Here is a 13,286-nt window from a genome sequence, read left to right on the forward strand (position 1 = left end):
CCACTCGCCCTGATGCAATATACTCCTGATGATTATATTGATTATCCGCAGTTAAACCCTTCGCTATTTAACTATACTCCCATGAATTTCAACAACGTGACGCCCGGAGTACGGACGTCACGCTGCCAGGCGGGCGCCGCCGTCAGTTCGGAATCATCACCACATTGGCATTGAAGCTAATCTGGTTGGCGGCCACCGGCGTCATCGAAATCGGTGGCACATTGGCCAGCGCGATCGGGTTGGCGATGCTGCCATTCAGGCCGCGTGGCACGGTGCGCACCACCTGGCTCGGCGGCAGCGCGGTGCCGGATTTCAGGTTCGCATACATCAGGTCCATCGCCTGAATGAAGTAACGGTGCACCGGGATGTATCGATTGGCGAAACCTGGGAAACCGAGGAAGGCGTCGAAGTGCTGGCCGTTCTCGATTTCGATATACGACAGCTTGCTGGTGTTGCCTTCCACCATGCGGTTCACGCCGAAATAGGGCCGCGACGAGAACGCGACCGGAATCAGCGTATCGGAGCGGCCATGCACGATCAGCGCCGGCTTGCCATGCAGATTGCCATTGCGCAGCGCTTCGCTGACGCCCTGCTGGACCCGTCTCGCATTGGCGCTGCTGCCGATCGCCAGTTCGCGCTGGCACAGGGCGGCGCCGCTGTCGTAGTCCTGCAGTCCGGCGCTGGTGAACGACGCGGCGTCGAGCAGCGGTCCGCCGACGCTCAGGTTGTTGATGATATTGATGCCGGCGGTGGGTGGCACGCCGTTGCCGGTACCGAAGCTGCCTGCCACTGCTGCCGCTGCCGCGGCGACGGGGGCATTTGGAGTCGCTGAGGTGGCGGCGCCGGTGGCACCGAAGCTCAGTCCGCACAGATTATCGGCGACGCTGAAACGACCATAGGCATTGCTGTAAGTCATCGCAATCGCCGGTGTCGCGAACGAATACATCGCCGCCTGCAGATCGCCACTTTCCGCCTGCCAGCCGGCAGCGACCAGCGCTGCCATCGCATTGGCCGCCAGTTCGGCGGTGCTGCTGCCGCTAATCAGGCCGTTCGTCTGCAGCGTTGTGCAGCGGTTCGCGGCGATTGTTGCGTTGACGGTGTTGAACGCGCTGGTGGTGGTCGACAAGGCGGCACACGGCTGCAGCAGATTGGCCAGCGTGAAATAATCGTACAAGGGCCTGCCGGTGCCGACCAGGGTGCTGTTGCCGCGCGTGACACTGAGCCGGGTGTCGGCCGCCAGCTGCACGTGCGGTTCGGCCACCGCGACGCCGCTGATCAGGCCGCTGGTGTCCTGCTCGGCGGCGGCCAGCGCCGCGCCGGCGCCATTCGAGATGCTCGAGGCGATCGTGATGATATTGCCGGGCTTGAAGCGCTTGATGTGGGAATTGGCGCTGGTCGCCACGCCGAATTTTTCATTCAGCACGAAATAGGCGAATTCAATCGATTGCAGCGTCCACTTGCCCCAGTCTTTTTCCGAATTCTGCTGCGAATGCGCATGTTTGACCGCAAACCGGTTCGGCGTCGCGGTGTTGAACGCAACACGTGCGGCATCGCTGAGATCGGCGCTGAAATTGGACGCCTTGCCGGCCGCAGTAGCGTCGCTGCGCACGCCATTTTGCACGCTGACGGTATTGGCTTGCAGGTCATGGATGCCGTTGCCGGTGCCCTTGTCGGTGTAGGCGACCGCGCAGCCGTGCTTGAGTCCCCATTCGCCGGCGCTGCCGATCGCGCCGTACACGCCACGTGAACCGCTCGAGGTGCCGGTGACGATGCAGGGGCTGGCCGGATTGAAGCTGTCCGGCAGCTGCACCATCAGCATCACGTTCTGGCGGCCGCTACCGTCGTCGGAATAGGCGAGATATTCGGTGCCGGCGACCTTGCCTTCGCCCAGCGTATCGTTGCCGGCGATGTCGACGTTGGGGCCGTACAAGCTGCCGTAGCCGCCGCCGGCCGAGATATCGAGCACCGCGCGGTAGTTGTTGAAGATCGCGATGCGGCGCAGCTCGGCGGCGCTCGGTTGCAGCGGGTTGGCCGCCGCCGGCGATGCGGCGCCGAGGCCGGTTTTGCCGAGTCCTGCGGTCAGCAGGTCGTCGCTGGTACCGTCGTAGGCGGTGCTGACGATCGCCGACAGATACACCGGCTTCAGGTTCAGATCACCGAGATCGTCGGACCCGCAACCGCCGATTGACATCGTGGCGACAACGCCGGCGGTGGCCAGCACTACGTAGCTCAGCTTGCTCTTCATTGCCCGTCTCCCTGTGGTTGTAATTACTGCGCGACTGAGATCCCTGCTCAAAGTAACAAAAGCCGGTGGCGGCCATGAGCTCGTGGGTCGGCAGCCCCACGATTATCGCCACAGTAGTCGACCCCTGGTTTGACGGCAATTAATTGCTGTGCATTAAATTGCTCTCTTAACAAGCGCAGCGATCGCTTGCCTGCACGGTGTGCATGGGCCCCGCCGATAGCCTGCGAAAGTGAGGGTTTAGTGGGAGTATGGCCAAAAATACCGCTACACCGCCCTATTTTGCCGCGGGCTTCCGGAATACAGCCGTCAGTATTATTTTTTTATGGGAGTGGGCTGCAACTGCCGGTCACGTGCTGTCACGCTCTTTTTGGCTAGACAGTAGGATGGGTGCAACCCATCGTCCCAGCCCTAGCCACATGATGGGTTGCACCCATCCTACTTCACCATGGCGACCGATCCATGGCAGCCGCGCTAGGCAGTCTTTTTCGCCAGGCCGAGATAGGTTTCGATCACTTTTGGATCGTTGGCCAGCTCCGCGGCCGGTCCTTCCAGCGTCATGTCGCCGGTTTCCAGCACGTAGGCGTAGTCGGCGGCCTGCAGCGCGGCGCGCGCATTTTGCTCGACCAGCAGCACCGCGACGCCGGTCTGCTTCAGACGCATGATGATGTGAAAGATTTCCCTCACGATCAGTGGCGCCAGGCCGAGGCTCGGTTCGTCCAGCATCAGCAATTGCGGCTTCGCCATCAGCGCGCGGCCGACCGCCAGCATCTGGCGTTCGCCACCGGACAAGGTGCCGGCTTGCTGGCGGCGCCGTTCCTTCAACCGTGGGAACAGGTCGAACACCACCGGCATCTGGTCGGCGTAGTCGTCCTCGCCGGCCTTGTAGCGGCGGTAGCTGCCGAGCAGCAGATTGTCTTCCACGCTCATGCTGGCGAACAGCTCGCGCCTTTCCGGCACCAGGCACATGCCGCGCGCGACCCGTGCCTCGATCGCGACGCCGGCCAGGTCGTGGCCCAGCATTGTGACCTTGCCGCGGGTGACGCCGCTAGTCGGCAGCGCGCCGGCGATCGCATTGAGCATGGTCGATTTGCCGGCGCCGTTGGGGCCGATCACGGTAACGATCTGGCCGGCACCGACTTTCAGATTGGCGCCGTGCAGCGCCTCGACCTTGCCATAGCCGACATGCAGGTCGGTGACTTCGAGGATAGTCGGGTTGCTGGTGCTCATCGCGGTGACTCCATCTTCGTGCTGCATTCAATCATGTTTTCGGTCCGCATCAGTCGATCCCGCCGAGATAGGCTTCGAGCACGGCCGGATGTTGCTGCACCTCGAGCGGCAAGCCCTCGGCGATCTTGGTGCCGAACTCCATCACCACCAGCCGGTCGGTCAGGTTCATCACGAAATCCATGTCGTGCTCGACCAGCAGCACGCTCATGCCTTCCGCCTTGAGCTTGCGCAGCAGCTCGGCCAGCGCCAGCTTCTCCTGGTAGCGCAGGCCGGCGGCCGGCTCGTCCAGCAACAGCAGGCTCGGGTCGCAGCACAGCGCGCGCGCGATTTCGAGGATGCGCTGCTGACCGAGTGCCAGGCTGCCGGCTTCCTCGTACATCAGCTCGCCCAAGCCGACCCGTTCCAGCTGGCGCCTGGCGTCGAACAGCAGGGCCTGCTCTTCCTTCTGATTCAGGCGCAGGAAACTGGCGGCGACGCCGGCGACATCACCGAACTGGCCGCGCAGATGGGCACCGAGCGCGACGTTTTCCAGCACGCTCATGCTGGGCAGCAGGCGCACATGCTGGAAGGTGCGACCGATACCGCAACGCACGATCTGGCGCGACGCCAGTGCGTCGATGCGCTGCAACTGACCGTCGCTGCGGAACTTGATCTCGCCGCGCGTGACCGGCAGCACCCCGGTGACCAGGTTAAACATGGTCGACTTGCCGGCACCGTTCGGCCCGATCAAGCCCATGATCTCGCCGGCCTTGACGTTGAACTGCATGTCGTTGACCGCGACCAGGCCGCCGAATTCCTTGCGCGCCCGATTGACTTCCAGGATCACTTCGCCGGCCGCCGGTTTCGCGCGCTGCGGCAGTGCCGCGGCGGCAGTGGGCGCCAGCACCGCCGGCACCCGCGGCAGCCACTTGCGGCTGAGCAATATCAGCCACGGCCACAGGCCTTCCTGCGCGCGCTGCAACAACAACACCAGCAGCACGCCGAACACGATGATCTCGTAGTTGCCGCTGCTGCCGAGCAGCGCCGGCAGGATCGATTGCAACTGGTCCTTCAGCAAGGTCAGCAAGGTGGAACCGAGGATCGCACCCCACACGTGGCCGGCACCGCCGACCACCGCCATGAACAGATACTCGATACCCGCGTTCAGGCCGAACGGGGTCGGATTGACCGCGCGCTGCAGGTGCGCGTACAGCCAACCGGACACACAGGCCAGCAGCGCGGCGATCACGAAGATCACGATCTTCATCCACGCGGTGTTGACGCCCATCGCCTCGGCCATCACGCCGCCGCCCTTGAGCGCCCGGATCGCGCGCCCGGGTCGCGAGTTCAGCAGATTTTTCAGCAGCAGCACCGCCGCCAGTACCACCAGCCAGATCAGGCCGTACATCTTGCGGCCCGAATCGAGCACCAGGCCGAACAGGTTGATCGGCGGGATGCCATTGATGCCGTCGTACTTGCCGAGAAATTCGAGATTGCCGAACAGGAAAAACAGCGACAAGGCCCACGCGATGGTGCCGAGCGGCAGGTAGTGACCGGACAGGCGCATCGTGATCGCGCCGATCGCCAATGCGGCGGCAGCGGTGATGAGCAGGCCGACCGCCAGCCCGATCCACGGCGACCAGCCGTATTGGGTGGACAGCACCGCGCTGGAATAGGCGCCGAGACCGACGAACGCCGCCTGACCGAACGAGGTCAGGCCGCCGACGCCGGTCAGCAGCACCAGTCCCAGCGCGACGATCGAATACAGGCCGATATAGTTGCCCAGCGTGATCCAGAATTCCGGCGTCGGCAGGATCGGCAGCAGCGCCATCGCCACGATGAAAACGAGGAATAATTTGTTCTTCATTCTTCTTCCTCGACATGGGTGCTGGTCAGCGAGCGCCACAGCAGCACCGGGATGATCAGCGTGAATACGATTACCTCCTTGTATGCGCTGGCCCAGAACGACGAGTACGATTCCAGCAGGCCCACCAGGATCGCGCCGGCGGCGGCGATCGGATAGCTACCCATGCCGCCGATGATGGCGCCGACGAAACCCTTCAGTCCGATCAGGAACCCGCTGTCGTAATAGATCGTGGTCAGCGGTGCGATCAGCACGCCGCACAATGCGCCGATCGCCACCGCCAGCGTGAATGCGGTGCGGCCGGCATGGGTGGTACCGATACCGACCAGTTGCGCGCCGAGCCGGTTCACCGCGGTTGCGCGCAAGGCTTTGCCGGACAAGGTTCGGTCAAAATAAAAATACAGTGCCACGATCAGCGCCAGCGACACGCCGATGATGACCAGGCTCTGGCCGCTGACAGTCATCGCGCCAATTTCGAAGCGCGCATCAGAAAACGGGGTGGTGCGCGAACCCTCGGCACCGAACATCGCGAGACCGGTGCCGACCAGCGCGTAGTGCACGCCAACCGACACGATCAGCAGTACCAGCACCGACGCCTCGGCCAACGGCTGATACGCGAGCCGGTAAATCATCGGCCCCATCGGAATCACGATCGCCAGCGCCAGCAACACCTGCAGCACCAGCGGCAACGACGAACCGGGCACGGTCCGCGCCAGCAGCACGAGCGCGACCGGAAACAGCACGAATTTCGCAAACGCCAGCGGCAGGCTGCGGCCGGCGCCAAGCCGGCGTTCGCTGCTGCGCAGCACGCCGGCAGTTTCCTGGATGAAGCTGAGCACGCCCAGTAGCAGCAGCAGCAGTGCCGAGTGCGGGAACTTGTCGGACTGCAGCGCCGCCAAAGTCAGCGCGCCGAACGCGACGAATTCGCCCTGCGGGATGAAGATGATGCGCGTGACCGAAAACACCAGCACCAGCGCCAGCGCCAGCAGCGCATAGATCGCGCCGCTGGTGATGCCATCCTGCGCCAGGATGGCGGCGATTGAAAAATCCATTACTGCTCCTGTTGAATGTCTACCCGACGTCGACCAGATGCCGCCCCGATGCAGACTCGACGTCGACTGACGGCCTGCCCCAGATCCCGGCTAGACGGCTTGCGCGCACGCATAAAAAAGCGCGAGCAGGCTCGCGCTTGGTATGGCAAGGCAGTGCGCTTGAAGACACCTATTGCGCCGCGCCGACCAGCTTCCATTTGCCATCGACCACCCGCACCATCACGCGGGCGCGCTGGTCGAGACCGAGGTGATCGGTCGGGCTCATGTTGACGATGCCATGCGACTCCGGCAGATTCTTGAGCTGCTCGATCGCATCGCGCAACGCCTTTCTGAATTCCTTGGTGCCCGGCTGCGCCTTCTTCAAGGCTTGCGGCGCAGCGGCCGCCAGCAGATTGCCGGCGTCCCACGCATGGCCGCCAAAGGTCGACACGGTGCCGACGCCGTAAGCCTTTTCATACGCAGTCTTGTAGGTCATGGCCGATTTCTTGACCGGATTGCTGTTCGGCAGTTGTTCGGCCACCAGCAGCGGGCCAGCCGGCAACCAGGTGCCTTCGCAGTCCTTGCCGCACACGCGCAGGAAGTCGTTGTTGGCGACGCCATGGGTCTGGTAGATCTGGCCCTTGTAGCCACGCTCCTTCAGCGTTTTTTGCGGCAGCGCGGCCGGTGTGCCGGAGCCGCCGATCAGCACCGCATCCGGATTGCTGCTCATGATTTTCAGGATCTGCCCGGTGACCGAGGTGTCGGAACGGACGAAGCGTTCATTCGCGACTATCTTGATCTTGCGCAGCTCGGCCAGCTTGGAAAACTCGCGGAACCAGCCTTCGCCGTAGGCATCGGCAAAGCCGATGAAGGCGACGGTCTTGATGCCCTGCTCGGCCATGTGGCCCGTGATCGCGGTCGACATGTGCGAATCGTTTTGCGGCGTCTTGAACACCCAGTGGCGCTTGGCATCGACCGGCTCGACGATCGATGCGCCGGCGGCCATCGAAATCATCGGCGTTTCGTTTTCAGCGGCGACGTCGATCATCGCCAGCGAGTTGGGCGTCACGGTGGAACCGATCAGCAGATCGACCTTGTCTTCCGAAATCAGCTTGCGCGCATTCTTGACCGCGGTCGTGGTGTCGGTCGCATCATCGAGCACGATATACTCGACCTTCTGGCCGCCGATTTCTTTTGGCAGCAATGCGATGGTATTTTTTTCGGGGATCCCGAGCGACGCTGCCGGACCGGTGGCGGACAAGCTGACGCCGACCTTGATCTGCGCGGCGGCGTCGCCGGCGAATGCCAGCGCCAAACCGAGCGCGCACAGCGTAGGAGTCAGGGCGCGGGACAATGGGCGTTTGTTCATGGGGTCTCCGTGTAGTTTTATTGTGGTTTTATTCTGGTTTTTTGATTCAAACAGTCGTACTGCAAGACAGTCGGCCTACCGCTGGTACCGGGGCCAGTGTAGCGGTTCGACCACACCCGCACAAGCGCGCCGGCGGTCGTGAGCGGCATGGTGGCACAGCGGCAACGGCCGGCTGCCGCCTGTCACCAACCAAACGGCCGAGCTTGTTGTGCGCCGTCGATCTTCCGCTCCCATCCAGGCTGCAAACAACGGCCGTACACGATGTGTGCTGCAAGGTAGCGGCGATCATCGGCGATCGTCCGAGTATAGGTAATCACCGATTTATTTGCATGCGGGAAAGTACTTATTGCCTCCGGGCACGGTCCCCACAAGCGCTCCCCCGACCGATCGGCGCCGCCCTTCGGTGTCCGATTGTGGCCAGCAGAGTGACCCCGATTGCATTAAGCTGACAGCCTTGCCGAAATGGGAGTTGTGATGCGTAGCGCCGACCTGATCCGCCTGCTGACCCTCGCCGCCATCTGGGGCGCGTCCTTTTTATTCATTCGCATGCTGGCACCCGCGGCAGGACCGCTGTGGACGGCAGAGCTGCGCGTCGGCATCGCAGCGGTGGCGATGCTGGCCTGCATGGCACTGGCGCGGCGAGCGATGGAATTCGGCAAGAACTGGCGGCACTACATGATCATCGGCCTGTTCAATTCGGCGCTGCCGTTCGCCCTGTTTGCGTATGCGGCGCTGACCTTGCCGGCCGGCTATTCGGCGATTATCAACGCCACCACACCGCTGTGGGGCGCGTTGATCGGCGCGCTGATGCTGGGCGAGCGGCTGACCGCGCGCAAGATTGGCGGCCTCGGGGTCGGGATTGCCGGCGTCGCGTTCCTGGTGCGACTCGGTCCGGTGCAGTTCTCGGCCGACGTCGTGCTGGCGGTGCTGGCGTGCGTCGGCGCCGCGGTCTGCTACGGACTGGCCGGCGCCTATTCGAAGAAAAAATCGATCGCGATCGCGCCGACCGTGATGGCCACCGGTTCGCAGGCGGCATCGGCATTGCTGATCCTGCCGTTCCTGCCGCTGTCGCCAATGCGCAGCGCGCTGACGCCGTCGCTGCTGCTGGTCGCCTGCGCGCTGGCACTGCTGTGCACCGCGATCGCCTACGTCCTGTTCTTCCGCCTGATCGTCGACCTCGGCCCGACCAAGGCGCTGACCGTCACCTTCCTGATTCCACTCTTTGCGCTGCTGTGGGGCGCGCTGTTCCTGCACGAGACGATCACCGCAACCATGGTGACCGGTTGCGCGCTGGTAGCGATGGCGATGTGGCTGGTGGTGTTTCCGGCCAAGAGTCTGACACCGGTGGTGGCTAGCGGCCCGGGGAAATAAACACCTGCCGCCGATCGTCGCCCCGGCTACTCCCTGATACCTCACTCCGACAACATCCAGGCCGTAATAAAGGTCAATTCGGTGATCGCATCGAAGTAAAGGGGCCAGAATCGATTTGTTTTATCGTTTCAATCATCAAAAATTGAACCGATGCTGCCCGCCCCTTTAATCGAGCGCAGTAGGTTGGCGCTGAGCTTGCGAAGCCCAACATTCGTTGGCGATATCTGTGAGTTTCAAATGTTGGGCTTTGCAGCCCAACCTACGCGCTACGCGCTGGGAGCGGAATTACGCGTTTTCAAAAGTTGGGCAAGATAGGCATATGACACATACCCTCCTAAAACACTATTAGCCTACCGTTAGGGAAGTCCCCGTTCCATCCACAAGGAAAGTGCCCTTTAGCATACCAATACCCTTGACTCGCATAAAAACCAGGCGGAAATACATCCGCAAATTCCGACTCCATGCACAAGTGCAAAATATCCCATTGCACAGTATCGATAAATTCCTTTGGAAGGTGGTTCGAGTTAACCACCCCTTTTGTCTTCCGAAGCACAAGGGGCACCGTAACTTGCTTTACTTCCCGCGCGAGCGCATTCCAATCTCGAAAGCGCTCAACATTACGCTCTATCAACCTCGCCCTATACTGGTTTGCAGCTTCTTGGCAAAGTGATTCCCATGCCGCGCTTTCACAGCTCTCCATCGCCTCTTCCCAAGAAATTAGAAAGATAGGATGGTCGGAATCGTGTTTTCCGATATTCGAAAACCATTCAATCCCGTCGAGCTCATCCAATGTCGAAATAGTTCTTTGTTGCATAATTAATTTCCGCCCGACTGATAAATCTTACGTGGAATACGAGGAATTGGTTCATTCTGTAAGAGACCAAAAGCATCTCGATTCTACTTAGCCAAATCGCTCAACCGCTGCGCTTCAGCCCGGTAGGTTGGGCTACGAAGCCCAACATTCGTAAAAGAACAACGGGCCTTATTCACCCATTTCATCATTTTTATTTTCTCGAAAAAATCCCCAGTCTTCATTCACATTTCCTCTTTCAATTTCTCGATGAATTGACGAATACGGCCAATCTACCGCTCTGGTAACGTAACCGTGCTTTACCGGATTACAGTGAACATAGGCCACATGCCTTTCTAAATCGTCGTCATTTCGAGTGATGTTCCCAGTATCGGCGCTGCCATATTCCCCTTTCGCGCTTCAATTTTCTGCTGCGCCGTATCACCTCTGTTTTTGGCATCTCGCGCGAAAACGCCGCCTTGATCAACGACCAACGCAACGGAAAATCAGCATCACCCGCTGGCAAGCGCCAAATTGCGTGCAAATGATCTGGCAATACCACCATCGCAATAATGTCGAACGGATGGGATTGCCGGATCTTTCGCATTGCATTGCGGAGTACATCGATTTGTTCAGTAAGAAGATTGCTGTTACGGTCTGCGAGATTCACGGTGAAAAAGTAGGTGGCGCCGGCTGTGTTCGCTCTGCGGTATCTCATCGGGTTTAGCTCATTGAATGTTGGGCTTTGCAGCCCAACCTACGCGCTACACGCTCCTGTCCGCAGTGCGGAAGGGACACCTCAAACCACCTGCTTCTTGACTTCCGCAATTCGATGAGCAAGTGCCTTAAACTCAGGAGGCTGCACCGAGAAGGAGTCAGAAACTTGTCGCGAGAATCCAAGCGCATTCAATTTCACCTGAGCCACATCATTGTTTTGCATCGCTGCAATCACCTTTGTGGTGATTGCAGCCAGCCTTAGATAGTCTTCTTTTGCTTGCGCATCACTGGTGCGGTCAATTGCTTTCCGATAGTCATTAAGCGCATTTGAAAGTGCGTTTATCAATGTTGGTTCCATCATGGCAATTCCTTAGCATCCGCCGATTAATCGAAAGTGACCAGGTCAGGACATGGGAACCGGCGACATCGGGACTCCGCTCATCCCGGGCCGCCGGCCGTCGCCGCCGCTACTCCCTGATGCCCCACTCCGACAACATCCACGCCGTGATGAAAGCGCGCTCGGTGATCGCATCGTAGCGCCCCGACGCACCGCCGTGGCCGGCGCCCATGTTGACCTTCAACAGCAGCGGGTTGCGGTCGGTCTTGTAGGCGCGCAGCTTGGCGACGTATTTGGCCGGCTCCCAGTACATCACCTGGCTGTCGTTCAAGCCGGTCGTCACCAGCATCGCCGGATATGCCTTGTGCTCGATGTTGTCGTACGGCGAATAACTGCGCATATAGTCGTATGCCGGTTTCTGGTTCGGGTCGCCCCATTCCAGATATTCACCGGTGGTCAACGGCAGGCTGGCGTCCATCATGGTATTCATCACGTCGACAAATGGCACCGCTGCGTGCACCGCATGGAACAAGTCGGGTCGCATGTTGGTGACCGCGCCCATCAGCAGACCGCCGGCGCTGCCGCCTTCGATGATCATGCGTTGCGGCCGGGTCCAGTGTTGCTGGACCAGGTATTCGGCGCTGTCGATGAAATCAAAGAATGTATTTTTCTTCTGCATCAGCATGCCGTCGTCGTGCCAGGCTTCGCCCAGATCGGTGCCACCGCGGATATGCGTTTCGACGAAAATCACGCCGCGGTCGAGCAGGCTGATACGTGAATTGGAGAAGCGCGCCTCGGCCGAGATGCCGTAGGAGCCATAGCCGTACAGCATCAACGGCGCACTGCCGTCGAACTGCGCGTCCTTGCGGAACGCGGCCCACAGCGGCACCTTGACGCCATCGCGCGCGGTGGCCCACAGCCTGCGTGTTGCATAGCACGACGCATCGTAGCCCGGTACTTCCTGCTGTTTCAGCACATGGCGCTGGCCGCTGGCCATCTCGATGTCCAGTACCATCGACGGCGTCACCGGCGACTGGTAAGACAGGCGATAGCGGTCGGATGTATATTCCGGCGTGCCGCCGGGGCTGGCCAGATACACCGGCTCGTCGAACTGGACCGTGTGCCAGCGCTCGTGCGCAAAGTCGTAGATGCGTGAACGGTTCAGTGCGCCGCTCTTCTCGCTCAGCACCAGATAGTCGCGGAACATTTCCAGGTGTTCTACCAGCACGTCCTTGTCATGCGGCACCAGGCTGGTCCAATGACTGCTGTCCGGCGCCGCCAGCGGCGCGCGCACCACGCGGAAGTTTTTCGCGTCCTTGTTGGTGACGATGAACAGCTCGCCGTTGCGATGCTCGACACTGTAACGATGGCCGGTCTCGCGTCCCAGCACGGAACGGAACTGGCCCAGCGGCTGGTCGGCCGCCAATAGCCGCACTTCGCTGGTATCGGTGCTGCGCGCGGTCAGCGCAATAAATTTGCGGTCGCTGCTGTTGCCAACGTCCAGATCGAATTGCTCGACCGCTTCGTGGTACAGCAGCTGCGGCGCCTGGCCCAGCTGCAGGCGCAACAGGCGGTCGGAGCGCTTGGTGACTGCGTCTTCCTGCACCAGGAACAGGGTGCGGTTGTCGGCCGCCCAGCTGACCGAGGTCACGCGCGGCACCTGATCCTTGAGCAGTTTGCCGCTCCTTAAATCCTTGATATGCAACTGGTACTGGCGGTAGCCGGTGGTGTCGGTGCTATACGCCAGCAACTGGTCGTTCGGGCTGACGGCAAATGATTCGACATGGAAAAATTGCTGTCCTTTGGCCAATTGGTTCTGGTCCAGCAGTACCTGTTCCACCGCATGCGCGTCATAGCTGAAATCGGCGGCGGCGCGGCGCCGGCAATTGACCGGGTATTGCTGGCCGGCCTCGGTGCGGGTGTAGTAATAATATGCGCCGCGTCGGGTCGGCACCGACAGGTCGGTCTCCTTCATGCGCCCCTTGATCTCGCCGTACACCTTGTCGGCCAACGGTTGCAGGTCGGCGGTCATCGCTGCGGTGTAGGCGTTTTCGGCATTCAGGTAGGCGATCACTTCCGGCTGCTCCTTCTTCTGCAGCCAGCGGTAGTCGTCGGTCACCAGTTCGCCGTGGCGGGTTTCGTGCCAGGCGGTCTTGGCGGCCACCGGTGGTGCGGGCATGTCTGCCGCTTGCAACTGGGGATTGGTCATGATGGTCAGTATGAGCGCGCCGATGGCGCGTTTTTGCTCGATCCGCGGGAATTTCAACGGCGGCTCCGTGTTGTTTTTTTGTGCAGGCATTCTAGCAACAATCGGTGTCGACTCATGTCGCCCAGATTTGCGGCGCAAGTTGACATC

10 protein-coding genes are annotated in these 13,286 nt (G+C 60.9%); 1 reads left to right on the forward strand and 9 read right to left on the reverse strand.

Annotated elements, in window-relative coordinates:
- Positions 1-142 precede the first annotated feature (142 nt).
- The 5 genes from ACFOFO_RS07895 to ACFOFO_RS07915 form a co-directional block, all read right to left on the reverse strand.
- Entirely contained in the window at positions 143-2,245 is a 2,103-nt protein-coding gene (locus ACFOFO_RS07895) for a D-(-)-3-hydroxybutyrate oligomer hydrolase (protein ID WP_390322055.1), read from the reverse strand.
- Positions 2,246-2,716: 471 nt separating this feature from the next.
- The gene (locus tag ACFOFO_RS07900) at positions 2,717-3,472 is read right to left on the reverse strand and encodes an ABC transporter ATP-binding protein (RefSeq protein ID WP_390331303.1); all 756 of its coding nucleotides are present in this window, start codon (positions 3,470-3,472) and stop codon (positions 2,717-2,719) included.
- 49 nt (positions 3,473-3,521) lie between these two features.
- A complete protein-coding gene (locus tag ACFOFO_RS07905; protein WP_390322054.1) occupies positions 3,522-5,318 on the reverse strand; it encodes a branched-chain amino acid ABC transporter ATP-binding protein/permease in 1,797 nt (598 codons plus the stop codon).
- Positions 5,315-6,367, reverse strand: coding sequence for a branched-chain amino acid ABC transporter permease (locus ACFOFO_RS07910; RefSeq protein ID WP_390322052.1), 1,053 nt, complete (start codon positions 6,365-6,367; stop codon positions 5,315-5,317). Before ACFOFO_RS07910 ends, ACFOFO_RS07905 begins: the two co-directional genes overlap by 4 nt.
- Positions 6,368-6,536: 169 nt before the next feature.
- Positions 6,537-7,715, reverse strand: coding sequence for an ABC transporter substrate-binding protein (locus ACFOFO_RS07915; protein ID WP_390322051.1), 1,179 nt, complete (start codon positions 7,713-7,715; stop codon positions 6,537-6,539).
- A gap of 474 nt (positions 7,716-8,189) precedes the next feature.
- Between ACFOFO_RS07915 and ACFOFO_RS07920 the strand changes: the two genes are divergently transcribed.
- Positions 8,190-9,086 (forward strand): DMT family transporter, encoded by an 897-nt coding sequence (locus tag ACFOFO_RS07920; RefSeq protein ID WP_390322050.1) that lies wholly within the window; start codon positions 8,190-8,192, stop codon positions 9,084-9,086.
- Between the two features lie 334 nt (positions 9,087-9,420).
- Here ACFOFO_RS07920 and ACFOFO_RS07925 read toward each other — a convergent pair whose 3' ends face one another.
- The 4 genes from ACFOFO_RS07925 to ACFOFO_RS07940 form a co-directional block, all read right to left on the reverse strand.
- Positions 9,421-9,900: a hypothetical protein gene (locus tag ACFOFO_RS07925; RefSeq protein WP_390331305.1), complete on the reverse strand. Its 480-nt coding sequence runs from the start codon at positions 9,898-9,900 to the stop codon at positions 9,421-9,423.
- Between the two features lie 343 nt (positions 9,901-10,243).
- Entirely contained in the window at positions 10,244-10,594 is a 351-nt protein-coding gene (locus ACFOFO_RS07930) for an REP-associated tyrosine transposase (protein WP_390331307.1), read from the reverse strand.
- 81 nt (positions 10,595-10,675) lie between these two features.
- Positions 10,676-10,954 carry a hypothetical protein gene (locus ACFOFO_RS07935; protein ID WP_390331309.1) on the reverse strand — a complete coding sequence of 93 codons (279 nt, stop codon included), beginning with the start codon at positions 10,952-10,954 and terminating at the stop codon, positions 10,676-10,678.
- Between the two features lie 106 nt (positions 10,955-11,060).
- Complete coding sequence (locus tag ACFOFO_RS07940; protein WP_390322045.1) at positions 11,061-13,196, reverse strand: S9 family peptidase; 2,136 nt, start codon at positions 13,194-13,196, stop codon at positions 11,061-11,063.
- Between the last annotated feature and the right edge of the window lie 90 nt (positions 13,197-13,286).

Origin of the sequence: Pseudundibacterium arcticum (assembly GCF_042646465.1) — a bacterium.
Lineage (GTDB): Bacteria > Pseudomonadota > Gammaproteobacteria > Burkholderiales > Burkholderiaceae_D > Undibacterium_A > Undibacterium_A arcticum.